This window comes from Rhizobium sp. MHM7A, from assembly GCF_005862215.1.
Lineage (GTDB): Bacteria > Pseudomonadota > Alphaproteobacteria > Rhizobiales > Rhizobiaceae > Rhizobium > Rhizobium bangladeshense.
The window spans coordinates 338,080-363,747 of the sequence record NZ_VCHT01000001.1 but is presented as its reverse complement, the minus strand read 5'-3'; the positions used below and the strand labels follow the sequence as shown (position 1 = coordinate 363,747).

The window sequence follows — 25,668 nt, the reverse complement described above, 5'->3', positions numbered from 1 at the left end:
GCCGTGTTGATGTCAAGCAGCCTCGGCGAGTTCACGCAAAGCCTTCGCATCTCGCGCGGAAACGTCGGGATAATCGGCATCAGACCCCACATCCTCTGTGATCATCCAAGATCGAGCGCAACGTACCCCTTGAGCGTGACGGAACTTCACCGCCACGCCCGGCATTGCCTCATCGACAAAAGTGCCATCAGGGGCGTCTCCGACTTCGACAACAGCGCCGGAGGTGCCAAAAACCTCGGCCAGCGGCAGGCCCTCCAGGGCATGGACAATCGTCTCATCGGCCACATACACCACCGGCGAAGCTTCCAAGGCCTTGCCCAGACGCTTTCCTTTACGCTCCACTTCCAAGCAAGCATTCACAAGGGAGCGTACTGACATCACAACCCGCCACCGAGCAGCCAGCTCTTCGTCGCACCACGCTGTCGGCACCACCGGGAACTGACGAAGGTGAACTGAGCCCCGATCCTTATGGATCGAGAGCCAGGCCTCTTCCGCAAGGAACGGCAAGACAGGTGCCAGCCAGGCTGTCAGATGGTCAAACAGTTGAGCCATCACGAAAAGCGAGGCCTGGCGACGCTGGCTCGATTGCGGATCGCAGTAAAGTACGTCCTTTCTGACGTCGAAGTAGAAGGCCGAAAGCTCCACATTCATGAAATCCGCCAATGCCCGCACAACCTTCTTGAAGTCGTGGGCATCGTAGGCCGACCTGACGACTTCATCGAGTTCGTACAGTCTATGCAGCATGAGCCTTTCGAGTTCCGGAAGATCATGAACGGATGGCTGCATCCCACTGTAATAAGGCAACATTCCAGTGAGCCACTTCAGGGTATTTCGGACTTTCCTGAAGGCATCCTGCGTCGACTGCAGCGTGTTCGCACCGATCCGGACGTCTCCCTGATAATCAGCCGTCAAAGCCCAAAGGCGCAGCACTTCAGCCCCGTGCTTCTCCATGACCTTCTGCGGCGATACGCCGTTATTCTTGGACTTGGCCATCTTCAGGCCGTCTTCACCCAGCACGAAACCGTGTGTCACGACGACCTTGAACGGAGCCCGCCCACGCGTAGCGCAGGCTTCGAGCAATGAAGATTGAAACCAGCCACGATGCTGATCGGAGCCCTCCAGGTAGACATCCGCCGGTGACGCCAGTTCGGCCCGGGCCTCCGTCGTGAAGGCATGAGTGCAGCCGCTATCAAACCAGACATCGAGAATGTCGGTCACCATGTGCCATTGATCCATGTCCGAGCGATGACCAAGGAACCTTTCCTTTGCCCCATCGGCAAACCATGCGTCAGCTCCTTCGAGTGAGAAGGCTTCGAACACCTTTGCATTCGCTTCAGCGTCGACAAGAGGCTCGCCGAGCGCATTGCAGAACACCGTGACTGGTACGCCCCAACGGCGCTGGCGGGACAGAACCCAGTCCGGCCGGTCCTCAACCATGCTCTCCAGGCGCTTTCGGCCGCCTTCCGGGACAAACTTGGTCTCGGCGACTGCGGCGAGAGCGCGGGCTCGCAGAGTTCGACCATCAGACAAAACCTTGTCCATGTGAACGAACCACTGCGGGGTGTTCCGGTAAAACACCGGCTTGCCAGAGCGCCAGGAATGAGGATAGCTGTGCTTCACCTTGCCATAAGCGACCAGGGCATCCGCTGCCATCAACGCCTTCACGACACGCTGATTGGCGTCACCCTTCTTCCCGGCATCATCGAGAACCCTTGCAGCGCCCTCAGCACTACCTGGACCGAAACCTGGCGCTTCGTCGGTAAGATATCCGCCATCATCGACTGTGAAGGGGATACGGGTATTTAACCCCATGGCAGCCAGACGATCTACGTTGCGCGTCCAAACCTCAAAATCATCGACGCCGTGCCCCGGAGCGGTATGCACAAAACCGGTACCGGCACTGTCGGTGACATGATCCGCTTCCAGCAACGGCACACGATAGTCGTAGCCGAGCCCCTGAAGCGGATGAGCACAGGTCAGGCCTGCAAGCTCTTCATTACTGACCGAGCGGAGGAGCGACAATTCCAGACGACCCTTGGCGGCAAGCTGGCCAACAAGAGCATCCGCGACCAGGAAACGCTCACCCGGACGCGGTCCGTAATCACGCTCGGCCGCCACAACCTCATACAAGCCATAGGCGACGCGCTGTGAATAGGCCACAGCTCTGTTTGCAGGCATGGTCCAAGGTGTCGTCGTCCAGATTACGACAGACGCGCCGTCGAGGCCTTTACCCCCGTCCACGACCGGGAACTTCACCCACACCGCATCGCTTTCATATTCCTGATGCTCGACCTCAGCCTCAGCCAGGGCTGTCCGCTCGACCACAGACCACATGACCGGCTTCGACCCCTGATAGACCTGACCGGAGACCACGAGCTTCATCAATTCCGAGGCGATGGTCGCCTCAGCCTCGAACTTCATCGTCGTGTATGGGTTCTCAAAGTCGCCAAGGACGCCAAGCCTTTCGAACTCTGCGGACTGGACAGACAGCCAGTGAGAAGCGAATTCTCGGCATTCCTGGCGAAACTCGTTCACCGGGACATCATCCTTCGAGCGGCCGGAGTTGCGATATTGCTCCTCGACCTTCCACTCGATGGGCAAACCATGGCAATCCCATCCTGGCACATAGGCGGCATCATATCCACGCATCTGGAACGAGCGGACCATCGCGTCCTTCAAAACCTTGTTGAGGGCGTGACCGAGATGGATGTTGCCATTCGCATAAGGAGGACCGTCATGAAGGACGAACTTGGGACGACCGGCTGAGGCTTCGCGGAGATGGCGGTAGAGATTGGTTTCCTGCCAGCCTGCAAGGAGTTCTTTTTCCAGATCGGGCTGGTTGACCTTCATGGCCATCAGGTTTTTCGGCAGGGCAAGGGTGTGCGCATAGTCATGCGACTTGTCGGACTGAGACATAGCAATATCTTTCGAGTACGTACGTAGACGTGATTAGGGAGATTTGTGGAGAAGATGCGCGATCACGCGCGAAAACCTGGATACAACGTCGATTATATCGAGCGCTGGCCCAGGCCAATAATTCGGATTGCTATGTTCGACCGAAATTTCCACATTCCTTCAATATGTCCGAAACAGAGATTAATTCAAGCGCTTTTGCTCTATGCAAATCAAAATTCGAGTCTTTTGCTGTCCAACTAGAGAATTCCTACAATGACAACACCAGAAGCACTGCTCCCAAAATTCGAAGAGGTCGTTACTAAAGACTGGTTGGATTCCGTCATTGAAAATGGCGCATGGGACCCTGTGCATGGCTCCCCACTGGATCGCTGGATCGATGACCTGAGAGACGGCTCCTTAGGGGCGAAGTTTGAAATGCCTTCGCATCTCGCGGCGAATGATGACGCGGAGGTGCTAGATGATCCGGAATTTCGGGCGACGATGGTTCACTGGTTGGCTCACCGTTTCCGATATGTCCTGTCAGAGCTTGAAACTACAGATGTCACTCAACTTGGACGCAGGATGTCTGTCGATCCCGAATGGAAGACAGCGATTGACAGGCATGAAGCGACCGTTGGCGTCTACTGGGGCGACCTTCCGCTGGACAGCGGAGCTTTCTGGCATGACGAAAACAAGCCGGTCGACGTCTACATGGAAGCGTCTGTCTCGCATGATGATATCGACTGGATCGGAACAATCCGAGCGAGGCTTGACTACCTTACCGGTGACGAGGAACGCGAAATTCGTTTAAAGGAAGACGTAAAAGTCCTAGTCACCCGCCTCGAAGTTGATGCTCAACCGTATGAGGAGATGAGCGGTCTCACGGTCTCGACTGGCAAGGCATGGTATCGCCCCGAAAACACCAGTTCTCCTTCACCATAGGCGTCTCTAAATATTCAACCAAGCGCACGTTTTGATATCGTATTGAATATCAAACCCTCGTTTTGATGCCGCATTCGACATCATCCATGCAACCGAAGATTATATATTATTCTATATCTAAATGCGGTTTTGATATAAGATAATAGATCAAAACTCCTCAAAATTCCCGCTTCAAGCCCCACTCGCGCTCGAACTCTTCCTCTGGGTCCAACTTCGAGCGCTTCACGATGTTCTTTGCCATCAAGCTTTGCGCAGAAACCGGCGACGGAGCTGGTGCCAGGATCGAAAGTTTCTCGGCAGCAACGCGAGCCTCGCGTTTTGAAATCTCGTAGGAAAGCTTGGCACGTGCCCGTCGCCATTATCTTCCTTTCCGGTGTATTTCATGTGGTTCCCCAATCAGCTAGGTTTCAAGCCGATGTATGGCAACCATCCTCCAGAAAAAGTTTTCCTAGTAGCCAAGGCAATCCGTGTATCGGCGCGTCTTTTCCATGGCCTCAAGACCGCCTTCCAGCATGAACTCGACAGGTGTCTTCCCCCGGAAAATGGGACCCGTATTCGGGAGCTTTGGCCATCGCTTCGCCGTATCATCGCTGAAGACCTGGAGCCCTGAATATATGCCAATGAGATAACTCGCCCGCAGCAGCTGGTCCTGACTCAGCAAATACTCGAAGTCGCCTCTGGAAACGCCAATCCAGTGATCCGGCTCGACACCGAAAAGCCGAGCGGCTTCATCATCGGTACAGTTCCAGGACTTCAGCACCCGGGAGACGGCCTTCTGTGCGACAGGACTTAGCAGCTTTTCATCAAGCGCCGGATACTGATCGACGGCGGGATCGGAGAGTTTCATTGGAAGCCACAAATGCTAGTCGAATTGACATCAGCATGAGAGGCTTCCGTCGGGACGTCAACGCATAGACGGGGCAGCAACGCTCTGCGCGTCGATTCCTTCCTGACAGATACCGAGCATCTTCTTGGCGGCTCGACCGTCAAAATCAGATCGGTCTTTGCCGAAATCGCTGATCGCCCTCAGCGTGTCGAAAAACATGTCGTCTGGCTTCACAAAGGAGAGGCCCTGGTTAGCCAGGCGAAGAATTTCCTTCGCGTCGGAACCGTCGAGATCGAGCTTGGAGATGTCATCCAGAACCTTACCGTTCGGGCTCCCCAGAGCTTTCAGGGTCATGATCTCATCCACGAAATACTGGCCATCGCGCTCTTCCGCGAGTGGTTTCAGCCCCATCTTCGCCCGTTCTTCATCGACGTCGTAACGAACATCAAGAACCTCGGCTGCAAGCTTCATCTGAAAGTCGCCAACCTGATTCCAGTCATTTACCGCATCAATCGCAGCCTGCTGACTTTCAAAGTCGCTACGAAGCGCCTTCTGACGGCTATCGTAGACAACAGAAAAACCTTCATTGTGGCGCATGATCTGAACGTCTTTGGCTGCTTCTTTCTCGGTCATGTTTCGATCCATATCTATTCTGACGCTCTCTTATCACATCAAGATTTGCATGGAAGAACGGGCTTGCGTGTCCGCACTCCATCGGCAAGGCTAATTTCAGCGACATCTGGGCGACAGCATGAACCCCTCCTTCCACCTTTATATGTCCGCATGGCTCTTCGCGTGCGGCATCGCAATCGGCATCGTGTCGAGGAACCCCGTGAAGTATGGCTTCAATCGCTCATACCTATCGTTCATCACGGTGCCCTGGAAACTTGCTGTATTTGTTCCGGCGTTCATGTTCGTGACGTTTGCCGGTCAGTTTTCCTTTGACGACACCTGGGACGTCGTTAACGGGGCAGGGATGTCCGTCCTGACATACGTAACGGCTCCATGGGCAGTAGGAATGCTCTTCAAGGCCTCGCAACGTGCGGCCTCAAAGCAACAGCTAACCGTCGCCATTATCGCGATGATGTTTTCCAGTTCCTGGTTCTACGACGGATGGCTCGTGATACGAGACGGGTACTATCCTTCAACCTGGTTGCCAAACCTGTTGCTATCGCCGGTTCTCTATCTCGCAGCAGGCCTTTTGTGGAACCTGGAGATCGGCGAGGATGGAAAAGCATCCTTCAGCTTTTTCCGTAAAAACTGGCCGGAAACTTCATCGCATCGATTGAGTAAGGCTCTACTCATCAAGACAGCTCCGTTCATAGCGATAGCAGCCTTCATTCTGCTTTTCTCTGTGAGATGGCAGTTCCTGGATTGGTCGCTTATCGATTTGCTTCCGGAAACGGTAAAAGTCAGGTTGTTTGAGGCCTTTTAAACCGGCAAGGTGCGATAACCATGATTATCGGGCTATCCTAATGGACGATATAAAGAAGACTGACAGCGGATTTGACGATGAGGTATTCTCCAAGGCTGCAGTCACCGACTTCATCGAACGCTTCACCCCTTACAAAGACCATTGGGTGCATTTCCGAAGCGATGAAAATTTCGGTTTATCATCTGACTACAGCAACGAGATCACACCTCATGCCATATACGGTCTCGATGTGAACCGTCTTTTATTGATGGCAGAAGGTCAGCTAAAGTCTCGCTCACCAAACAGGACCAACTTCCACTATATGGGCTTCAACCGCCGTCCAGTAGCAGCCATTTTTAAAGCACACGGCACCACAGTGAGTGGCAACCCCTATAAGGATTACCCAGCTCACTGGCAAAATTTGCTCGACTACGTGAAAGAGAACCATCCGGCAGCTGAGAACCGCGTCCAGGGTTTTTATCCCCGGGATCATTACGTCGACGGTGTCGCGTTCACCGCGATCCTCTACGCAACAGAATTCGCCTGCGATCAAATTCTCAAACTGGGCGGCGAAGGCCCCTATAGACCCCACCCATCGAAGCCCGCTCTATGGCGAGAGCTTCTACTGGCATCAGGAATTGATGCCATCGAAGATCGATCCAACACACTGACGGGAGACTGTGATCACCAGATCGCTGTCGTGAACCCAGCCGCCGCGACCCTGATTTCAGTGCTCGACAATCCCCTTGCACCTGCAAGAGTGGCAGAGTTCAAGGCCCGCTGATACGGTAGCGGAGCGTCCGGGGTTGCCGTCTGAAGCCATCATGGCGCAGCTCACTTCAGCTTGATGATCGCCAAGACTGGAAGCAACTTCCTTCGCAACGTCAGGTCAGAATGCCGGGGAGGGCGACGACTCTGAAGGCATGATGTGATAGGTCGTCTCCTCACGCATATCACCTTGGAAGCGCTGCACGAGATGGAAACCTGGATTTTCCTTCACCCACGCCTTTGCAACGTCAGCAGCCTCGTTGCGCAGGAGATCGTTCTTCTTGAGCCCCCAAGGGTCAAGGTCCGTCCCGAAGATCGAGATGCCGTTTTTTACGACATCAATGCCGAGGAACCATGGGTCAGGAAGCTCGAACGGCGCAATCGTTCCGATATCAACGAAGGCTTCATTCTTGAACGCCATCACCAGCTTGCCATCGACATCGACAACGAGCATCTCATCTTCATCGTCAACATATGGCTGCGGATCATCATCATGTCCGCCCCACCATTTCGACATCGTGAGTACCAGCTCCCTGGCCTCCTGCAGGCTGTCAGCGACTTCAGAGAATTGAATCTCATTTCTCACATCATAGCGAACGAAAATACGGTATGGCTTCACGAGCATACTCCTCAGGGACTGCTAAGTCAGATTGCCTGGAGGGCCAGCATAACGCAATTGCGGTGGAGCCGGACCCCTCCCGACACTGAGCATCCTTCAATTCATCGCGAGAATTTTCCGCAGCGGGCGATATCGATCAATATGAAGCAGGGTGATTTCAGTCTCCGCCAGGCGCGAAGCAACCTCAAGGGGAGTGACCTGGTAGCTCTCATATCTTTCGTTGAACGGAGCAGCATCAACCTTGGCGCGGTATTTCACCCCAAGGTCTTCAGAAGTTTCAAAAACTTCTGTGAGTGTTTTTGCGACCACTCGCCAGTACGCATCGATGAACTCGTCCGTGATAGGAAATTCCGGCTCGACTTGAGCAATGCCACGCTCGTCGATGTTTAGCGCCCTTCGAACTCGCGCCACAATCGCCGCCCTTTCATCAACAGATGGCTCACGCGGCTCGACAACTGGCCACGGCGGGCCACCCCAATTGGCGTCATCGGTGTAACGAGGAATGATATGCCAGTGAAGCTGTTCAACGACGTTCCCGAGAGACGCGTAGTTCATCCGCGCCGCAGAGAACTCGCTTTTCAATCGTCCGCCCACATAAACGACCTCAGCCATCAGGAGAGCTACGTCTCTCGCCGGAAGGCTTTCGAGATCAGGGCTTTCTTGCTTCGGCACCAGGATTACGCGGCCGAGGTATGACTGATCGAAATTCAGCACCAGATAAGAATCCGGCATTTCGCCGATGAACCAAGGATTATTGAGGTTGAAAATCGACGGGTCAAACTTCATTGAATACTCCACACACGACGCACTCACTGAGCGCTTTATTCTGTTTTCGTCGATATAGGAGACGGAAGGTGCCCTGATAAGAGCGATACGGACAGTTTAGGTCTGGACGAAAGCTTGCTCCCATTTCAAGCTAACTCCACTGGATTAGCGGACAACACCATGAACAGCCTTTACGACGAATACGCCCAGCAACTGGCGACAATCCCAGAAGGGCCAAACCCACTGGACGTGGCTTGCCCGCATTGCAATGCCAAGGCAGATTTCCGCTGCGGACACGGCCAAATCGCCACGCACAAGGCTCGTTACAAGGCCGTCGGGATCAACAAACCAACGATCCACGACACGCGACGCGAGTTTTACGACGGTGAGCTTCGAAGGATGAGACGGGAAACGGCGCTCAACGATGCCAGTGTAGAAGCACCAAGCCCGAAGTTCTGACGCAGACCAAAACCCTTGTAACTTGCCCTCCTAGCGCAGACCCTGGGGCGGAAAGCAGACGAGGTGGCACATGGAACTCAATTCCCAGGAACAACAACTTCTGAATGCTGGCATGACGTTCCTAGTCGATCCGACGTCCGCAGAAATTCCAGAGGCCCAACGCGATGCCACTCTTCGAGGCTTTGGCGGGCAGGGCTTCAACACCGTTAAAGGCCTTGCCTGTACCATCGCTCGCGATGACCAAAGTGACGCTCATCGTCACAAACGAATCGTTAGATCGGGAAACCATCCGGCATGAGTTCATCCACTGCGCCCAGGTCTATGCATCGCAGGAAACTATGTCAGCATGCCTGGCTGCGGCAGAGGCTATCGGTCGCCAAATCGTCGTTGCGGTGCGCGCGGCAATTGAAATTGATCCCACACTAGAAACCAAAGGCCACAGAGACCTGCTCCGGCTGACGACAGCGTGGCAATTCGTGAAAGAACAGGGTGCGAATGCAGTTCCTCCTCCACATGCCCTGTTTGACGATCTGCATAGCTATTATCCGACGCCGGACACCCGCAGCCTCTCGGCATCACTCGGTTTTGGCGACCCTGACTGCGTTTACGCGGCAATGACGGCTGCCATCTTGAAGGAAATCGATTTCTCTATCGAACCCACATCCGATCTCGCCCGTGAAATCGTTGCCCACGCGTTTCAGGCAACGGAACATGCTTCAGTGGACAGCTTGTTCGCCGAAGCCACTGAACGCGCCGAGACGCTTGCCGAGGAACTTAGAGCCGAGGTCGCGTTAAGACGCTGACAAATGGCTCGCTGCTTAGGCTTTTCGTCACGAGTGGTTGAACCCGATTCAGTGTTGACATTGAAAGTCCACGAGATACTATGAACATATCGGGAACGTTTTTGAGTATTGCGTTTGCAGGTTTCAGTTCAGACAAGGCTGGATTTATCGGGAGGCAATCATCGTTTCGATCATCTTTTCCACGATTATGCCGAGCTGATGAACAAGGTCGAGCGCACGATCCATGCCAAACTCAAGGCAGGTCGGGAATGGCGAGGAGACCTAGCTATTTCCCTGTACAAGGAGTTCGGGATTTCCGCAAAGCTCATCGAAAGTGCCTATTTCTCGCTTCAAGGGAAGCTGCAGTCAGCGTCCGAACTGGCGAAACTCCATGCGACGGAGCTAGGCGATAAGATCAAGGCCAAGGAAAGCCAGATCGAGAAGAAAACGAAAAAGCGGAAAAAGAACAGGCAAGACCTGTCCAAGGCTTTGCTGAAGTTCGATGGGTGTATGGCTAAGTCGAAAGTCCTGAAAGATGAGCTTGACATCGCGAAGCTCGATAAACGCATCAAAACTTTGCAGCGATACAAGTCCGAACTCGGCAAACTGCATGGTTTGAGGAAGAAGATTTCCGAGCTTCGCCATAACATATTTCAGCTCGGCGCTGATCTTCATCAGCATAAGCGGCGTCTGGAGACGCTGCGACATAAGCTGAAAAAGGCCTTCGCCAGGATCAAAAATCCTTCGATCTGTTTCGGATCGAAGGCGCTGTTCAAAGCGCAGTTCAATCTGGAAAAGAACGGGTTTGCATCGCATAAGGAATGGCGTGCGGCGTGGGTCGAGGCCCGCAACTCGACATTCATCATCGAAGGTCTGGCGTCGGCAGAGTTTGGAAACGAGTATGCGAGGCTGAAGCCTCGCGAAGACGGCCTGTTCGATCTGGAGCTTCGACTGCCGGAGGCGCTGAAGCAGCATGCCACCAAAGTCAAGAAAGTTCGAAAGAGAGACGTCTACCTCACGGCTATCGAAGGTCTGTCGTTCACACACAACGTGGACCTTCTACGGGAATCGCTGATAGAGGAAACGTCCGTCGCCGTCCGCTTCAAGCATGACGATAAAGGCTGGCGGGTCTACGCTTCGTTCAAGGTAAATCATAACGAAGCAGCTGAGGATTATTCCTGCGGAGCCATCGGTGTAGACCTGAATGCAGGCTTTGTCTCCGTTGCCCGGACAGACCGATTTGGCAATGTCGTCGAGACCTTTGACATTCCAATGGTCACCTACGGCAAAAGCCAAGGCCAGTCCGCCACGATCATCAAGCAGGTCGTGGTGCAGATCGTCGAGTATGCGAAGAGGCATAACCTGCCCATTGTTTCGGAATCCCTGGACTTCGCGAAGAAGAAGCGCACCTTGTGCGACGAGAACCCGAGCTACGCGCGTATGCTCTCCTCGTTCGTCTACAGCTCCTTTGACACTGCCCTGGTCTCTGCCTGCGCACGCCACACCGTCTTCCATCGCAGGGTAAACCCAGCTTACACCTCCATCATCGGCCGCACGAAGTTCGCCTCACGTTATGGCTTGAGCATCCATGCCGCCGCAGCACTTGTCATTGCCCGGAGGGCGATGAAACTGAGCGAGAAGCTCCCTCTGTCGTTCAAGGAAAGGGTTGTCACCCTTCCCTTGAACGACGCCCACCATGCCACCCTCGAACTACCTGTAAGGAAGAAGCCCGGCGAACAAGGCGTCGGAACGAGGCATGTATGGTCGGATTGGAATGAGGTGAACAAGACGCTCAGACGTGCGCTTGCAGCGCGCAGACCGTCGAGGCGGAAACGTCGTCGATCCATCCCTGTGGTGGGACGGAATGACCTTCATTCCATGGTCTGCAGGAGCAGACGTGATGTTCTCGAAAGCTCCTCCGAGTCATCAGGCCCACGGGTTGGACCTGGTGCGATGGTGTCAACCGTTAAACGTTGACATTCATGGCGTTGCAGAATGGAGTTCCAACCATTCGTGACGAATACCCGTTGCTTATTGCACTTGCCTGGATCACTCTCAAATGAGTATAGCCGTCAGGAATCCACATCATGCCATCTATCGAAGAGATATCGCTGGTCAGCAAAACCATTCGCTTCCAATTGACGGATAAGGCTTCGTCTCTAGCAGGGCATGGCACACCTTACCCCATGGCACCTGCTGAGAATAAGATCGCCGCACAGAAAGGGGTGTCGGAAGTTGAAGTGCGCCGCTGGGGCGAGCCTTTTGTGATCGACGTCACCATCGACAGCGAACTTGCAGCCGACCACAACTGGACCGTTGAACAGGTTGAAGATCACGTCCGCACTCTCTTGAACAACCACTGCTCCGACTTTGCACGACTCACAAAATTCACCCGTGAAAGCGGCATCTACCCTCACCACGAACGCCTGATAGTCTCGGATGACGAATACATCGTTCTTCAGAATAGGAACGATAAGACATTCACAGTCTGCTACGAAAACGGAGCCGACATAACGAGGGCCAAGGTCGAGAACGATGATGCCCTAGCCGAAACACTGCAGGAAATCGTCGACGAGACGGCGCACGATCCAACGTTCGTTTCACGCGGCAACTTACACGTAGAACAGTGGACTTCCCGGCATCGTCGCGGAATCGTCTGGCGATAACCCACCAAACCGAACAGGCAGCTCGCATCAAGGCGCATTCTTCCTAGTCTTGACATCGAAGAGATGAGGAAAGGCCTACCCTCCGAGAGCCTCACGAGACACGGGTGAGAAGTCCTTCAACAAGCGCACGGTAGCGTGTGCGATTTTGGACAGCTAACTCAGTTTGCAACAGTTTTTCCACGAGACCTATCGTTTTTTGACGATCAAGGCCTCGGAACACGCACTTTTCAACGAGCCGCGTTTTCTCTTTGCACGGATACTTGTGAAGCGCATCGCCCGACCGTAGCCTTGAAAGATCATTTTCGAGGTTGAAGAAATGGCTGAAGTCCACGTCATATCCAAGGGGCCGGAAGGTCAGAAGCTTTATTTCGACGGCGAGGGGAACTGGACCCCCGAACGCATCGACGCCGAGGAATACCCCAACCAGACTAAAGCGGCTGAAGCCATTCTCAAGTACCGTCTCGCTGAAGGTGACATGGTTCAGGAATTTGCTTTTCCGTCTCAATCCCTGAAACCATTCGGCTGAGAGAACCGCCATGCAGAACTTCGCACGCTTACTGTCCAATCAGGAAATTATTGACGTCATCCAGGCGCTTGATCGTATCAACAACCCCTTGGTACGCCGCATGGAGGGCGACGATGACGCCATCGTTAACCTCATGAAAAAGCTCAGCATGCCGCAGACGCTCGCTGAAAAGCTTCTTGTTGGCTACGTCGTCGCCAGAGAAGCAGCCAGTCGTGGCCTGCAGATTGCCCGCCCTAACGACCCGGCTTCGACGACCGAGCATGAAGAAGATTTCTCACCTGGCCTCGGCCGCCGCTAATTCGGAAACAACGCCGTGACCATCTCAGACGCTAAAATCACCTCGCACATGGAGAAGGCTGAAGTCGCCCTTAGGGAAGCTCGCGCCCTTTATGACCTCGGTTACAACGATGGCGCACGCAGCAGAGCTACCGTCTCTTCCATCCAGGCGTTTACAGCCATCAGCATCGCCGACAGACGCCCGAACGACCCTCAAGACATTATCGAGCGGGTAAAGGTATTCGTGGCCAGCAATCGCCTGCCAGAAGGCTCGGACATATATTTTACTGCCGCGATGTTCGCTCGTATCGATGCCGACGAAAGCGATACCAAGACGCCACAATCTGGTGCTGCAAAAGGCATTTCAACCGCGTATGCGTTCTTTCAGGCTGTGCAGGGGCAACTGTTGGCACTCCGGACGGAGGCAGATAACGAGTCGGAAATGCCCGCCCCGGGACGGTAACGACGCTTCCATAAAGAAAAAAGGCATCCACTGGATGCCTTTTCCTTTTTACATGCCCAGTTCTGACGCGCTCGGACCTAAATCGACATCTACACGCGCGGCGGCGATTTCCAATTGCTCGCGCTTCGCATCGGGGTCGATAACGTTCTCGCCCCATTCGCCGACCTCTATCCCGCCAAGCAGAGCCAGACGCTCATCTTGTGAGAGATGCGGAAAATCACTGGATGCGAATTCTTCGCCGTACCAGTCAGTGATCCTCAGCCGACCTTGCAACGCGCTTTCAAGAGCCAGGATGAAGCTGGCATCATTGAGTCTACCTTGGGCATCGTAGGTGAGGGGAATAGTGATCGATTTTGGCTGTTCCATTGGTCTTTCCTTGAGAATTCCTGGCCACAGACTGTCGACCGCTCACGCATTAGACAAGCAGACAAAACAGAAACGGGAGCGCTGACGTGGCGCTCCCGTTCGTTCCCTAATCGCCTACGACGATCTCGTATCACCCACGGGACAAAGGTGGGTCGGGACAAGCCCGCCATTCCGGTAGAAGGTAGGCATGCGCCCAGTAAAAAACCTTCCTTGACCATCCGTCGCACACGTCCGCAGTCGATGATCGTTTATAGCTCCATTGCCGTCCCCGGAACACCGGCAGTGGGTCCTACCGGTCCCTCAACATCAGAGCGAGGCTATCTTGGAGTGTGTTTTGCCTATGCGTCAAGCAGAAACTCCTTGCTCCAATCGGTTTCGCGACCGATAACGTGCTAAGCTCCTGACCATACAAATCCTTGAAAGCCCGTACCCATGAACCGAAACCTTCCCGGCGATATGACGGAAGCCGATTGGACGAGCTGGAATGCGTTGATCGCAAAGATCGAAGAACTCATCGGGCAGGAAAGTCTCTGGCATACAATCGTATTTCACGGGACCACCGACCACTTCATCTCCGACATCATCCAGAAGGGCCTAAGACCAACCATCGTTTCCCACGCACGATTTAAAGACGAAAGCTTGATCGAGGATCAGAAGACCTTTCGCCACTACGGTTCATTCTGGGCAACAGCGAAGACGGCAGCCTGGTATGCGCACAGTGGCGTTACAGAACGTTTTGGCTACGGCAAGCCGGTCTTAGTCGCTGCTCTGACGTCCGAATTTGGCAACGATTTTCCGCTCATGCCGGATAAATCTAGTGCGGAATCCCCCGTCGACCCCAGTGCCCGCATCAATCATCGCAACATTGCAGAAAGATGGTTTATGGATGGGCACCAGCGGGACTGGCGGGAGGCTATCGATGATATCGGCGCAGTTTATGCCATCCACCACGAGCGATTGCCGACGAATATGCTCCGCGTCATTTCCAGCATGGACGATCTCATATCCATACTGAAGGAGAAGCTCGCACTAGAGATCGGCAGTTCGCCTACAAGGTGAGACCAGAGGCTTCTGCCTCAAGTTCAGCACGGCATTCTGCCGAGGCGATACCCAACACGTCGTATTGAGCGAGGAGATCGTAGGAGCGAAAGTGGACAAACTTCGCTTGCGCACCTTTTTCAGCAGCGCTAGCCAACAGCTTGTCCCAGCTTTCTTTTGTCGGCCGCCAAATTATTGACAGGCCATATCTGGTCGGCTCATCTGGGTCTCCATAGTTCGGCACAAACTGCTTTTCTTTGCCGTACTGGTCCTGAAGAACCTCAACCTCCGGGTTCTCCTTCAATATTCCCAGGACGCGATCAAGATCATAATACTCGCTGTGAAGACCTTCCAGATATGAGAACTTGGACGGCATGATGATCGGCGTTCCACGCAAATCAACGATGGAACTGTCCTTAACGGAGGCGAAGAAAACGTTCTTTGCCGTTAAACCTTTCTCGAAGAGATCGATGAAAGATTTCCCTTCCCCTTTCCGTACCAGGTCGCCGCTCTGAGCAAGCTTTTCGAGTACCTTATGGTGAACAAAGGGGTGTCCTTCCGTTCTGATCACTTCCAGCCCCCGATCCGAGATCATCATTGGAACGTAATCCGCACCCGGCTTAGAGCCTAGCGTGGGATCGAAAGGGACAACATCGTCGAACCTTCCGAGCTTCACAGATTCAATGGACGACCAGTCAGCGACGCCCTGCACAAATGCCATGACTGGCTGCTCTGGGACCTTTCCGTTGATCGGCTTCGTTATCTCACGACGCTCGTAGAGATAGACCTGGTCGGCGAATTCTAGGACCCGAATATCCGTTTTTCTTTCAAGATTTGTTTTCCAGGAAATGTACTCGACACTCATGAAGCTACCCCTCTAAATTCACGTCGATATTGCCATCTGCACATGCAAGGGCCAAGGGCCAACCTATTGACGCGCCCGCACGTTGATCCTCATACTTGGTTCAGAAATATTTTCTCTCGACCCTGCATCAACCCCAGGGTCGCAAAATATGAAGCAGGGCCTGAAAACCTTGTGGGGCCGCGCTAGCACCGTTCACCGAGGTCAAATCCATAAGGGAAAAGTATCGGGATGCCGCGAAGCGGGCGGCAACTAATATTCGGGAGAATGGCTATATTTGCTGCGCAGTGAATAAGGCCATTTTCCTGAATATCGATCTACTCCAAACGCACGCGCACTTCGAGATCAAGAAATGACACAAAGCACTGCCGCAACAACAATCCTCGATGAAATTACCCAGACAATCTCCAATCTTCCAAAGGGGAAAATCCTTTGCAGCGGCGAAGCTTTCAAGATTGCGCAACGCATCGCTGATAAAGCGGTATCAAACGAAATGCCCGACCTTCCCGAAACGGAGAAGAAGCGGGCTGTCCTTGCAATTCTCCATGAAGCATACCCGACGGCAAGGGAGATTATCGCCACTCAGTTCATCGGCATGACCTTCGAGCAGATTGTCGACATCATCAAACAAGCCAGGGAACGTTTTCAGGGAACTCGCGAGTTGGCCATCACGCCAAAACCAACGCTCGCATATACGGGAGAATGCGAACCTTTGGACCCCTGGAATCTGATTTCCAATGCAATCCATGCCGACCTCGCGGCAAAGGAGGCGCAAGCAAAAGGTGACTGGAACGATGCCGACGAGGAATTGGCGAACGAGATCGAGCGGACCCAACAAATGCTCCATTTCATCTGCCAGCGTGAGGTTAATGTGGGTGACATCACCGGCAAACCATTTAACGGCACGATCACGCGCCACACGCGAGTTATACCGTTGTCATGAATGAGCAAACATTACTGGTCAAAAGGCAGGACCACATGAAAGATATTCAACCCCAGACTTTCCGGCAACGACCAGTAAGGGCGATAGCAGCAAGCTGGCCCGACGGCGATACTATGACCGTTGCATGTCCACATTGCGGAGCCAACAACCAGGTGCAGATTAGTGTGGTCAGGGAAATTGGTGAGGACATCCGGCATGCGGTGTGTGACAGATGCCTGAGGGATTTCGAACTAGCTTATGATGGCTCGGTGCGGAGGCTCAGATGGGGCAAAGGAAATTTCGGTTCGCAAATGGAATACGACAGTTGAGCATGACCATATAATCCAGAATGTCCGTGGAACATACGCATGTCCCCGCAGCCATTTTTCGGTTTTTTTGGCACTTATCGCTGATCAGACCGTTTAACTGGCCGCATGCAGTGCATAAGAATTTCCGTGAACGTAGCCTCCGGAGGGCATTCTTTAGCTAGGCTGAGGTCGACCACGCTTCTTTTGACCGGAACAGGCGCGACAATTCCGAAACGCTCACGCTTATAGCGCTCGGGTTTGAGCATGAAAGTGATGTCTTTCAGTGTAGCGGCCATGGAAATCCTCCTGACTTACTGTCACCGATACAAATCGCCCGCACAAGCGACCATTCCGGCAATTATCAGCCACGCCCCATTTTACGAACGGGCTCCTCATCCGTCTCGTAAAGGGCGTCGCTTCTGTTGCCCCACCGAACGAGAGGAGAGGTGCCGTGTTCGACGTAACCGGCGGCTTTCAGTTTCTTCACTTCAGGTGTCCTCGCCAAAGTCCGGACAGCCTCCGTGGGATCACTGACACCCTTAATATCAACCCACTCAACACCTGGTCTGCCTGGCCTCTTGTAACCAACGCTCATTCCGACCAGTTCGGAGTCCTTCTTGGTCAGCGGCTTCTTCAGCTGCTCGATAGCCCGCAGGACAAAATCCGATGAAATCTGATTTGCCATGAACCGCACCCTCAGCTGACGCATGATAACCTTGGTTTCACTGCGCCGCCCGATATCGTCGTGATCCTTGCTGGTCCACCACGCTTCAGCTTCAAAGTCTTCCTGTAGCGCGTCCAAGCGGGCAAAAATTGCGGACTTCTTCGACTGTTCCATATCGGTCACTCAGTGCAGCGATAAGGAAACGATAGAACTCCCAATTGAAAGGAAGAACGGCCGACGACTATAGGAATTCCGACAGCATTCGCTGTATTCGGCTCAAACAGGATGCGTGACCCATGCAGCTACTGACATTCGAAGAATTCAAGAAGCTCTCAAGCTCCGAAATCGCCGAGTATGTCCGTAGCGTCGGCCGAGAGAATTTGACCAGGAACAGCGAGCCCATATCTTCGGGGACTGCAATCCGGATTGTAAACTTGAAAGCCACATGGCTCAACGCGCCATGCTGATCGACCGCCTGGAGAAAGGCTTGCCGCCCTCCAACGCTGACAAGGCCACCGCTCGCCGGTACAAGCAGGGCGACCTGTTCTAAAAGCTCAGCCACGCCTTACGCTGGTAACCAACCCGGTCGATTTATCGTAACGAACCCTAAGACGGTCCAGTCGGTGGTCCATGGTGACCATGGCGTCACTCGACACCGCGTGAACGGTCGAGTTAGACTCTTTCAATTCAGCGACGACATCCTGATATGGACGTCCACGATACGCACTGTCATCTAGCTGTCTGAATGGATCGAAAGACATGAATTCACTCCCGGGCTACTGCAATAAGCCTGCAGGAGAGAAACCCTCGGCGCAAACGCCGATGAGTGGTCGGATCAGGTTTTCGGACCCGGCAGCGGCTCAGGCTCCTCGCGCAAGTTCTTCAGGAACTCCTTGGCCTTTGGCATGAGGAACCACGTAGCAGTGCTCCATTGATCCCGGGGCGCAATGCGGCCGATGAACCCCTCACGCTCCAATTTGCGCAAGGTGCCTGTTACGGCGAGACGGCCTGAGCGGGCAGGGCGGTACTTCATCCTATGAGCAACATCGTCCGCGCTGGCTTGACCATTCAGACCTCGGCTAACCGAAATCAAAATCGCGACGTTTCGCTCGTCGAGTTCGACATCCCGTTCGCCATGCTTTGCAATGATCTCTCGGGCCTCTTCCATGGCCGCGCGGGTTCTCGCATTAGGCTCTTTATCGGACGAATTGTTTTCCATAAGGAGTTCTCTATCTAAGCGATCACAATATGCGTGAATTATATTACAAGCTCAAGGTTCGCAGGGTATTGCCTTAAAATCCGCTTTGGCGAATCCTTGTGCACCGCAACAGAAACAACAAAAATGACAAAGACCTCTGCTCTCGAAGCCCTATCACGTCTCGGACCTATCTCGAAGCTGTTTTGGAAGATCGACAACCTCGCGCGATCCGAACGCTTCGCTCTTTATGTCCGCGACGATCAGATCATCGCATTTCTCTACAGTCTGTCGAATGGAGTGCCAACCGGGGTCGTCAGCGTCGAACGGGTAACTGCGACGGATGTCATCACGGCTGACGCCCAAACCAACGGAGGGGACATCGAAGATGCGCTCCAACGCCTGGGCGCTGCGAACGACCGGACGTACAAGGTGATCAAGACATTCCATTTCGGGATCGTCATTCATCTCCTCCTCGAACAGACGACCGACCGGCCTGATGCAATTGTCGTCGGCGAGGTCTCGGAGGACGGCAGGGGAAAGTCTGTCGTCCTGAAGGCTCGTGTGGAGCCCCGACAACTCGTCAAGCCAATGCAAATCGCGAGTTGATCGAAACGCATCTTTGCGCGAAGCAATTTGAGCGAATATGATTCCGGGGAAAAGGAGCCTGCGATGAACATTTCAGACATGACACCGGACGAACTTTGCGCCCACTACACATCTGAGGTCAAGCGCACCGAAGAACCAGGCTTCCACTACGAGTGCTGGTATGACCGGGGCTGGTATCGTACAAGTAAAGGCAACGCCTACCGTCGGGACAAGATTGAAGCCTTCGTCACACGACTTTCGAAAATGCCAGACTTCGACCCCAACAATCTTGAGACAGAGGAAGAACCCAGCTCCCTGTTCAAGATTTAACTCATTTGAGGACAAAGCCGATGTTCGACCTTGAACGCGAACTTGAGGACAAGCTCAAGGCTCTGCCGGATGGACCGAAGCCGCGTGACGTCGAATGCAGTTTTTGCGGAGCGAAATCAGGCCGACACTGCACGTCAACCACATCTTCGTACCCTGCTAGAACGCACGTTGCACGCTGGGAAGCTGTCGGGATCAAAAAACCCACTTATCTTGACAGGGATCGCGACACCGTTGACGGCGAGCTTCGTGACCTAAGGCGGAAGCTCGAAAACCTTCCCGACATGTCCTGGCTCCACAGCCAACGACAGCCTTAGGGTTTGGATACGAGGCCCAATGCCACCTCTTCGTCGACCAGGCCACTGACCGCATACTCGTGGTGGACTGCGAAAACTGCGTCACACCATTTGCGGATCGGCTCGCGATTATACGCGACCGCACCGACAATCTCAGCATAAGACGCAAACATGGCCAGTTCTGTTGAAGCGTGATGCATGCGGTCGAGGAGGTCCAGCGCCTTCGCTTCGTCCTTGCCCGGGATTTCCGCAAGCGAACTGATGATCCGGTACCGATGATGGTCCTGGGCGATCTGCTGCACGTCCGACCGCTTTGAGGCGGCCGAAATAAGTTCACCATGAAAGAACAGACCGAAGAGGCCGTCCTTGTGCTTCGGAAACTTGATGTAGTAACCGTCGGACAGCGGCAGGCAGAACTCACCTTCGCTGTCGGTCCAGCCGTCCTTCTTGCTCACATCGAGAGGCTTCACCTTCACGTGGTCCCATGCTTCGGGGACTTTCCAGACGGAACCACTCACACGACACCTCCAGACCTTATCGGCTCACCCGCGTCCTGCAGGGCGTACTCGCCCTCACGAATGTTGGACATTTTCACGAGTGCCATGCCATCGTGATCAAGGGCATCGTCCGGGGGAGATGCGCCGTTCACCAAGCTTTTCAGCGCAGAGATGAGCGACATGCGGCTCCGCTCATTTCTCCGCGCCTTATCCCGCCAGTAGCTCCAGAGACTTTCGTCATCTTTCGCGACGTACCGCCCGACGCCGAAGCTCTGAGCCAAGTTCGCGTGCCGGTTTGCTTCGATGCCCTTGTATCGCAGAATCCAAAGCAACGTGTCTGCGAACTCCGGGAATTTTTCCCTGGCATCGGCGTAGATTTTACGGAGATGAGCCCGGCTCTCAGCTTGATATTGGCCAACCTTTGGCTTGACGGTATCAACGTCAAAGACAACGGCCCTGTATTTGTCCCACGAATAGTCTACCAACTCGTTGAAATACGTCTCCGCATCCCACCCCGCCTTCTCCGCTGCCTTACTCTTGTCGACCGGGAAAAGCTTTTGAGGCGGCGGCGGCGCTTTAGCGATCATTGCGTCATAAGCGGAGGACAACCCACACCACGCCCCCGTTTCAGCCTTTTCAAAAGCAGCCAAGGCATCATACGCCGCATCTTCCATATCTGACGTGAGTTTGTCCGGGAGGATTTTCCAGCCGTCCGGCACATAGGCGAGTTGCCGGTGGCGGCGGGCTAGGAGAAGCCATTCGAACTCCTTTGGCAACTCATCTTCAACGGCTTCCATGAGCGCGGCCGTCAGCGACTTCCGCGTGCGGACTAGTTCCCGTTCCTGACCGTCATCGCCGTAGTCGTCTGCTGTCTCGATAATCCAACCACCGCCAACCTGTGGCGTAATCGCCCATCTGTGTTGCTCCGCAATCGAAAGGAGGCTTACTCCCTCAGGCGACATTGGCAGCGCTTCTACTTTCGACAGCCGTCGGAAAGCTTGATCGGCCGTCCGGAGAGCAATCTTGTGATGGTCACTGCAATCCCCCTCCATCGAGACGATGCAGGTCTGCAGGGCTTCTTTGGCCTGATCCACGAGATCGACACTTTTGTTCGTCGCAGCAGACAAAAAATCTATCTTCTGCTCCAGGCGCGAGACTTGCTGCTCCAAAAACACAATCCTCTTTGCAGCGGCAGCCATATCGGCTTCCATCGAAGCGAATTCGTGTTCGAGGCCTACGTGAAGGCCGACCAGAACGTTCGTCAGACGCTCAGAGACCGGGGTCTCAAGCCTCGTTACGAGATCATCCTTCATCTCCGGGGAATTTTCAGCGTTTATCTCAGACATCAGCAATCTCCTCAAAAGCGCCTTCGCGGAACTGATCGACATTCTCAACGCCGCCATCTTCTCGAATGACACACCAGTCGAGCGCCCTGATTTCTTCCGCGCTCAGGCGCAGTCCTTCGCCAAGCTTGCTGGCGCGCTTGATTTTGCTGACCGCCTCGCTCAACACGGCTTCGTATGGCATCGCCGTACCGTCGGCGAGCTTCATGTGATTGCGAACTTTCTTCATGCTTCACCTCCGACGGCGCAATATCATTCAAGGAATTCGCCTAACTTTCCAACCTATGCCTGGGTCGCGTCAGATTAATTCCTTACAAGTCGGCTAAAAAGAGATATGCAAAAGGAGTTTTGGTCAAGCGGTCATTTTTCAAACACACACGCACAACCCTGTCCTTGGAACGAAAACGGCGGCACAACGGCCGCCGGGGGCTGTCAGTGAACTGACAGCGGAGAAGCTAATGATGAGGCTACCGATATTCCGGGGCAAGAGAAATAATCGGACCGGCCGACAGAAACTCGCCGCCTTCAATCCAGAACCCGGCAAAATCCATAGCATCCTGCAGATATCCCGGAGCGATTTCGATATTGCCCTTTGCATCTACGACCGTGAGCGATTTCACCATGGGCGATTCCAACTGCTTTGCCACTCGCTCCCGACTTTCCTCACCGAGCAAACGAGTAAGATGAGCGAAGTTTCCGCCCAGCTCCTTGCCATCCCGCCGCCAGTCGACGATGAGCAGCAAATCTTCAACGATTGCCATCTGCAGCTCTTCGTCACTCATATTTTTCGTGGAATACCCGAACCCGTCATCGTCCTTCAGGTTCCAGCAGTCTCGCACACCCAAAATGACTCCTTCAGGCAGCTGCCGCAGCGCTTCTGCTTCCACCTGCACTCCATCGACGATGTGGCGGAGGTCCTCTGGTGAAATCGATGTCAAGGCCTGGTCGTTCATCATGGTTCCCGCTTTACATTGCGTTACAGATATAAAGAGCCGATACCTGATCATCAAGTTCGCATAAAGCTGAAAGAGTTGCATGAACTGGTTAAAACGACCGCGCTTCAGAGCGAATTCCTTGCGGATTTATAAAAAGTCTGTGAGCCTTTTAAGCATCGCAAATTTTCATGGTACTCCTATGTACGAACTCAGACCTGATGGCATGGTCCCCCAAATATCTCTGCCTTCACACGAATCCAGCAATGTTCTCAACGTACTGAAATTTCGCTTACGTTGCATGCGGGAGGGCAAAACAGGCGCTGTCATGCTGCCGTTCGGCCAAGCCTTTTATCTCGACGCGCAAGGCAACTATCTGGATGGCAAAATCCCGCCAGGTGAACTGGAACTCGCACAACTGCTGAAAGAACTGAACGCGGTTGCCGACGGTGGTCCTGCCCATAATGCCGCCTCCGGCCAAGGAGCGACCAATGGAACACTATAAGATCACGATATTCGGCAAGCTCGACGACCTTGATGCGTTCGACGAAATCCTCTTTGAGCTTCAGAACGAGATCGAGCCGGAAGATCGAGCCCGAGCTTTCGAAAAATTGCTGCAGGAGAATGAAGGGGAGCCGTCCTTTATAAGGCACTCAAGACGAGGAAGCCCATTCGGGGACCTCAAAACGCATTTGAAGGCTGCCAATCTCGGCTGGCAGGAAATGGCTGCCGATGACGATAACCGATACTACCAGGCATTTGTCGCAACGCCTGGCGACTACGAAGAGATTACCATCGACCTGATTAATGGCGAACCTGCCATCGAACTGTCGGTGCTGCAGCGTGCACGAGAGCAAGGTCCTGAAGCTTTGGACAAGTTGATCTCGACCGTGGAAAAGGCCAGCCGCTACGGAGAAGACTTGATCCTCACACTCGGGGACAACCTGGTCGAAAGATATATCGCGTGGTGACACCCTGATCAGAACGTATTGGCCTGCCGATCACGAACAGCAGGCCAATTATCCCCTTAGCGGAATTTCAGATTGGACTGATCAACCGGAGCCTTAGACATGAAATAGGTCGCAAGCTCATCGTATGAGTCACCGAACACCTGCTTCACGATCCCGACGTCAAGTTTCGGAAGTTCCGCATCATAATAGGCGCTTATGATCGACTGCTTGTCAGAAACGCCCTCAGGGATGAAAACGGACAGACAAACACGTCCGCCACCAGTGCTCCAGGTGTCACGCCCCTCTATGACGTGAAACTTTGCCTCTGGGTAGCTGCCTTGCAGCTGAATAGCCGCAAAAGCCGCCTGAGCAATCAACATTTCGGAAGTGGGAGCGTCCTCCATCTTTCCGTGAAAGCCCAGGACGATGTCCTCGAAGTCACTGCTGGCTGAGACATATTCCTTTTCGATCCAGATACCGAACTCACCATCTTTTTTAGCGGCAAAGCCTTCCTTTGCATGCTTTCCAGCACCTTTGGACAGCCTGCCGATCAAATCTTCGGTGACCACATCCTCGTAGCTCGTGTTGATATCGGTCCAGTCGTCCCGACCGGTCATGTACTCGATGTTTCCGGCGGGAAGGAAAATCGGAACCTTTGACTGAATCAGGGCGTGCATGCGGTCTTCAAGGGCTTCGTCTACCATGGTAACTCCTCAGGGCGGCAGGGCTTTCCCATAGGGTAACTGGCAGCCTTGCAAGCCCCAAGAGAGCCAGAAGCCAACTCAGTGAATGGAAACGACGCCAGCGTCTTTTGCAAAATCAAAAGCACGCTTGAACTGAAGATAGAGGCCGTAGAAGGAAGAACCTAGCGCCTGTGCCTGCGCATCGTACCGCTCAAAATCGTCCGCGAGCTTTCTGGCAGCTGTATTGCCGATTACACCTTGCAAGTCAGCGAAACTGATCAGCTCGACAAAGGGACCGCTTGCCACGTCACCCGCCAGTACATCCTGTTGCCTATAGCCACCAAGCTGCGCCAATTGTTCTCGCCACCACATGTAGCTCATGAGATGCCCGACCCGAAGCTCGAATTCAGGACCAGTTGACTTGTACACGCCAGGCGTCAATCCCACCGAAGTCAACGGCCTTCGAGAAATCGCTTCTTCATCAACGACAAATGCAGCGTTCTCACGCTTACCACGCGGCACCAATTGCACTTGTGTATAGGCCGTTACATCCAGTCCCATTCGACGCTTCCATTAGATCGACTATGGAATGCTTCTAGGCTCAGCCTAGTAAATGATCAATGAACAGCCAGCCTCAGCTGCTTTAAAGAGCCGGGGAAGGAGCCTGAGCGCTCTTTACAGCCTCAACGAAGGCTTGAACCGCGTCTGGATTGCTTTCGCTATCTTCGAGCTTGTCAGCCAACTCCCGCAGTTCGGGACTGGCCCCCACAATCCGCTCGTAAGCCTCATCAAAGTCAGACGAGATTTCCTCCTGCAGAGCGTGACCCGAGGTGGCCGAGGACGGGACCGTCAATACGAGAAGCCCGAGGTTCTTGCGGAGGTCGTCATCAGCGGTTTCTCTCCACAAATTCGAGAAGCCTTGTTTCTTCACCTCATCCCAACCGGTTCGAATGAGCGTCAGCACCGCACCATCGGCGTCTTGGACCTCTTCTGCAGTCAGGGCATTCTCGATGAACACATCACGCGGAATCCCAACGACACGTTCGCTGAAATCAGCGACGGCATCGAAGACAACCATGTTGGCGTCGACGTAGTCGTGAGAACCGCAAACCAGAGGGTCTTCGTCGTAAATGAAGGTGTTGAGATAATCGATCCCAACCAGTTCACGCTCGGTCAGATTTTCCGCCATCCGGCGACGAACGTCTGACGCCAGCGTCTCGGCGATGCTTGAAACCTGACCATTTCGCTGCAGATCAGCGACGTAGTTCTTCAAATCGGTCATCGTCTTCGTCATCA

Annotated in this window: 33 protein-coding genes; 16 read left to right on the top strand and 17 right to left on the bottom strand. The window is 53.9% G+C overall.

Annotation, left to right across the window (positions count from 1 at the left end):
* Positions 1–12: 12 nt before the first annotated feature.
* Positions 13–2,916, bottom strand: coding sequence for an isoleucine--tRNA ligase (gene ileS, locus FFR93_RS02140; RefSeq protein WP_138391716.1), 2,904 nt, complete (start codon positions 2,914–2,916; stop codon positions 13–15).
* 252 nt (positions 2,917–3,168) lie between these two features.
* On the opposite strand from ileS, the gene FFR93_RS02135 reads away from it, so the two are divergent.
* A complete protein-coding gene (locus tag FFR93_RS02135; protein WP_138391715.1) occupies positions 3,169–3,837 on the top strand; it encodes a hypothetical protein in 669 nt (222 codons plus the stop codon).
* 448 nt (positions 3,838–4,285) lie between these two features.
* Here FFR93_RS02135 and FFR93_RS41310 read toward each other — a convergent pair whose 3' ends face one another.
* Together FFR93_RS41310 and FFR93_RS02125 are read right to left on the bottom strand one after the other, a co-directional pair.
* Positions 4,286–4,684 carry a DUF2384 domain-containing protein gene (locus FFR93_RS41310; RefSeq protein WP_138391714.1) on the bottom strand — a complete coding sequence of 133 codons (399 nt, stop codon included), beginning with the start codon at positions 4,682–4,684 and terminating at the stop codon, positions 4,286–4,288.
* A 57-nt stretch (positions 4,685–4,741) separates the two neighbouring features.
* Entirely contained in the window at positions 4,742–5,296 is a 555-nt protein-coding gene (locus tag FFR93_RS02125) for a hypothetical protein (RefSeq protein ID WP_138391713.1), read from the bottom strand.
* A 118-nt stretch (positions 5,297–5,414) separates the two neighbouring features.
* On the opposite strand from FFR93_RS02125, the gene FFR93_RS02120 reads away from it, so the two are divergent.
* Both FFR93_RS02120 and FFR93_RS02115 read left to right on the top strand, forming a co-directional pair.
* On the top strand, positions 5,415–6,098 hold the full coding sequence (locus FFR93_RS02120) for a hypothetical protein (protein ID WP_138391712.1): 684 nt from the start codon (positions 5,415–5,417) through the stop codon (positions 6,096–6,098).
* Positions 6,099–6,138: 40 nt separating this feature from the next.
* Positions 6,139–6,861 carry a hypothetical protein gene (locus tag FFR93_RS02115; RefSeq protein ID WP_138391711.1) on the top strand — a complete coding sequence of 241 codons (723 nt, stop codon included), beginning with the start codon at positions 6,139–6,141 and terminating at the stop codon, positions 6,859–6,861.
* A gap of 105 nt (positions 6,862–6,966) precedes the next feature.
* On the opposite strand, the gene FFR93_RS02110 is transcribed toward FFR93_RS02115, so the two are convergent.
* Positions 6,967–7,464, bottom strand: a complete 498-nt coding sequence (locus FFR93_RS02110) for a hypothetical protein (RefSeq protein WP_138391710.1) — start codon at positions 7,462–7,464, stop codon at positions 6,967–6,969.
* A gap of 96 nt (positions 7,465–7,560) precedes the next feature.
* Positions 7,561–8,250, bottom strand: coding sequence for an HIT family protein (locus FFR93_RS02105; protein WP_138391709.1), 690 nt, complete (start codon positions 8,248–8,250; stop codon positions 7,561–7,563).
* Between the two features lie 159 nt (positions 8,251–8,409).
* On the opposite strand from FFR93_RS02105, the gene FFR93_RS02100 reads away from it, so the two are divergent.
* From FFR93_RS02100 to FFR93_RS02070, 7 genes are all read left to right on the top strand, one after another.
* Complete coding sequence (locus FFR93_RS02100; RefSeq protein ID WP_138391708.1) at positions 8,410–8,688, top strand: hypothetical protein; 279 nt, start codon at positions 8,410–8,412, stop codon at positions 8,686–8,688.
* Between the two features lie 164 nt (positions 8,689–8,852).
* Complete coding sequence (locus FFR93_RS02095) at positions 8,853–9,491, top strand: hypothetical protein (RefSeq protein ID WP_138391707.1); 639 nt, start codon at positions 8,853–8,855, stop codon at positions 9,489–9,491.
* A gap of 114 nt (positions 9,492–9,605) precedes the next feature.
* Positions 9,606–11,447, top strand: a complete 1,842-nt coding sequence (locus FFR93_RS02090; RefSeq protein WP_138391706.1) for an IS200/IS605 family element transposase accessory protein TnpB — start codon at positions 9,606–9,608, stop codon at positions 11,445–11,447.
* A 110-nt stretch (positions 11,448–11,557) separates the two neighbouring features.
* Entirely contained in the window at positions 11,558–12,136 is a 579-nt protein-coding gene (locus tag FFR93_RS02085; RefSeq protein WP_138391705.1) for a hypothetical protein, read from the top strand.
* Between the two features lie 316 nt (positions 12,137–12,452).
* Positions 12,453–12,662, top strand: coding sequence for a hypothetical protein (locus FFR93_RS02080; RefSeq protein ID WP_138391704.1), 210 nt, complete (start codon positions 12,453–12,455; stop codon positions 12,660–12,662).
* Positions 12,663–12,672: 10 nt separating this feature from the next.
* Positions 12,673–12,960, top strand: coding sequence for a hypothetical protein (locus FFR93_RS02075; RefSeq protein WP_138391703.1), 288 nt, complete (start codon positions 12,673–12,675; stop codon positions 12,958–12,960).
* 15 nt (positions 12,961–12,975) lie between these two features.
* On the top strand, positions 12,976–13,401 hold the full coding sequence (locus tag FFR93_RS02070) for a hypothetical protein (RefSeq protein ID WP_138391702.1): 426 nt from the start codon (positions 12,976–12,978) through the stop codon (positions 13,399–13,401).
* 48 nt (positions 13,402–13,449) lie between these two features.
* On the opposite strand, the gene FFR93_RS02065 is transcribed toward FFR93_RS02070, so the two are convergent.
* Positions 13,450–13,767 carry a hypothetical protein gene (locus tag FFR93_RS02065; RefSeq protein WP_138391701.1) on the bottom strand — a complete coding sequence of 106 codons (318 nt, stop codon included), beginning with the start codon at positions 13,765–13,767 and terminating at the stop codon, positions 13,450–13,452.
* Between the two features lie 432 nt (positions 13,768–14,199).
* On the opposite strand from FFR93_RS02065, the gene FFR93_RS02060 reads away from it, so the two are divergent.
* Positions 14,200–14,826, top strand: coding sequence for a hypothetical protein (locus tag FFR93_RS02060; protein ID WP_138391700.1), 627 nt, complete (start codon positions 14,200–14,202; stop codon positions 14,824–14,826).
* Here FFR93_RS02060 and FFR93_RS02055 read toward each other — a convergent pair.
* Positions 14,816–15,670 carry a hypothetical protein gene (locus FFR93_RS02055; protein ID WP_138391699.1) on the bottom strand — a complete coding sequence of 285 codons (855 nt, stop codon included), beginning with the start codon at positions 15,668–15,670 and terminating at the stop codon, positions 14,816–14,818. The two genes, FFR93_RS02060 and FFR93_RS02055, sit on opposite strands and share 11 nt — an antisense overlap.
* A 349-nt stretch (positions 15,671–16,019) precedes the next feature.
* On the opposite strand from FFR93_RS02055, the gene FFR93_RS02050 reads away from it, so the two are divergent.
* On the top strand, positions 16,020–16,610 hold the full coding sequence (locus FFR93_RS02050; protein ID WP_138391698.1) for a hypothetical protein: 591 nt from the start codon (positions 16,020–16,022) through the stop codon (positions 16,608–16,610).
* A 382-nt stretch (positions 16,611–16,992) separates the two neighbouring features.
* On the opposite strand, the gene FFR93_RS02045 is transcribed toward FFR93_RS02050, so the two are convergent.
* The 3 genes from FFR93_RS02045 to FFR93_RS02035 all read right to left on the bottom strand — a co-directional run bounded on the left by FFR93_RS02045 (position 16,993) and on the right by FFR93_RS02035 (position 18,780).
* Positions 16,993–17,193 carry a hypothetical protein gene (locus FFR93_RS02045; RefSeq protein WP_138391697.1) on the bottom strand — a complete coding sequence of 67 codons (201 nt, stop codon included), beginning with the start codon at positions 17,191–17,193 and terminating at the stop codon, positions 16,993–16,995.
* A gap of 65 nt (positions 17,194–17,258) precedes the next feature.
* Positions 17,259–17,735, bottom strand: coding sequence for a hypothetical protein (locus FFR93_RS02040; protein ID WP_138391696.1), 477 nt, complete (start codon positions 17,733–17,735; stop codon positions 17,259–17,261).
* Positions 17,736–18,396: 661 nt separating this feature from the next.
* Entirely contained in the window at positions 18,397–18,780 is a 384-nt protein-coding gene (locus FFR93_RS02035; RefSeq protein WP_138391695.1) for a hypothetical protein, read from the bottom strand.
* Between the two features lie 123 nt (positions 18,781–18,903).
* Here FFR93_RS02035 and FFR93_RS02030 point away from each other — a divergent pair, with 123 nt between their 5' ends.
* Together FFR93_RS02030 and FFR93_RS02025 are read left to right on the top strand one after the other, a co-directional pair.
* Positions 18,904–19,365: a hypothetical protein gene (locus tag FFR93_RS02030; protein WP_138391694.1), complete on the top strand. Its 462-nt coding sequence runs from the start codon at positions 18,904–18,906 to the stop codon at positions 19,363–19,365.
* A gap of 63 nt (positions 19,366–19,428) precedes the next feature.
* The gene (locus tag FFR93_RS02025) at positions 19,429–19,674 is read left to right on the top strand and encodes a hypothetical protein (protein WP_138391693.1); all 246 of its coding nucleotides are present in this window, start codon (positions 19,429–19,431) and stop codon (positions 19,672–19,674) included.
* A gap of 310 nt (positions 19,675–19,984) precedes the next feature.
* Here the strand turns inward: FFR93_RS02025 and FFR93_RS02020 are convergent, their stop codons facing one another.
* The 4 genes from FFR93_RS02020 to FFR93_RS02005 form a co-directional block, all read right to left on the bottom strand.
* Entirely contained in the window at positions 19,985–20,485 is a 501-nt protein-coding gene (locus tag FFR93_RS02020; RefSeq protein ID WP_138391691.1) for a hypothetical protein, read from the bottom strand.
* Positions 20,482–21,810: a hypothetical protein gene (locus tag FFR93_RS02015; protein WP_138391690.1), complete on the bottom strand. Its 1,329-nt coding sequence runs from the start codon at positions 21,808–21,810 to the stop codon at positions 20,482–20,484. Before FFR93_RS02015 ends, FFR93_RS02020 begins: the two co-directional genes overlap by 4 nt.
* Positions 21,803–22,036, bottom strand: coding sequence for a hypothetical protein (locus FFR93_RS02010; RefSeq protein ID WP_138391688.1), 234 nt, complete (start codon positions 22,034–22,036; stop codon positions 21,803–21,805). Before FFR93_RS02010 ends, FFR93_RS02015 begins: the two co-directional genes overlap by 8 nt.
* Positions 22,037–22,274: 238 nt before the next feature.
* On the bottom strand, positions 22,275–22,763 hold the full coding sequence (locus tag FFR93_RS02005; RefSeq protein WP_138391687.1) for a hypothetical protein: 489 nt from the start codon (positions 22,761–22,763) through the stop codon (positions 22,275–22,277).
* A gap of 79 nt (positions 22,764–22,842) precedes the next feature.
* On the opposite strand from FFR93_RS02005, the gene FFR93_RS02000 reads away from it, so the two are divergent.
* Together FFR93_RS02000 and FFR93_RS01995 are read left to right on the top strand one after the other, a co-directional pair.
* Positions 22,843–23,244: a hypothetical protein gene (locus tag FFR93_RS02000; protein WP_138391684.1), complete on the top strand. Its 402-nt coding sequence runs from the start codon at positions 22,843–22,845 to the stop codon at positions 23,242–23,244.
* On the top strand, positions 23,231–23,710 hold the full coding sequence (locus FFR93_RS01995) for a hypothetical protein (protein WP_138391682.1): 480 nt from the start codon (positions 23,231–23,233) through the stop codon (positions 23,708–23,710). Before FFR93_RS02000 ends, FFR93_RS01995 begins: the two co-directional genes overlap by 14 nt.
* A 56-nt stretch (positions 23,711–23,766) precedes the next feature.
* Here FFR93_RS01995 and FFR93_RS01990 read toward each other — a convergent pair whose 3' ends face one another.
* The 3 genes from FFR93_RS01990 to FFR93_RS01980 all read right to left on the bottom strand — a co-directional run bounded on the left by FFR93_RS01990 (position 23,767) and on the right by FFR93_RS01980 (position 25,666).
* Positions 23,767–24,393, bottom strand: a complete 627-nt coding sequence (locus tag FFR93_RS01990) for a hypothetical protein (protein WP_138391681.1) — start codon at positions 24,391–24,393, stop codon at positions 23,767–23,769.
* Between the two features lie 78 nt (positions 24,394–24,471).
* Positions 24,472–24,933 (bottom strand): hypothetical protein, encoded by a 462-nt coding sequence (locus tag FFR93_RS01985; protein WP_138391679.1) that lies wholly within the window; start codon positions 24,931–24,933, stop codon positions 24,472–24,474.
* A gap of 82 nt (positions 24,934–25,015) precedes the next feature.
* Positions 25,016–25,666, bottom strand: coding sequence for a hypothetical protein (locus FFR93_RS01980; protein WP_138391677.1), 651 nt, complete (start codon positions 25,664–25,666; stop codon positions 25,016–25,018).
* Positions 25,667–25,668 lie beyond the last annotated feature (2 nt).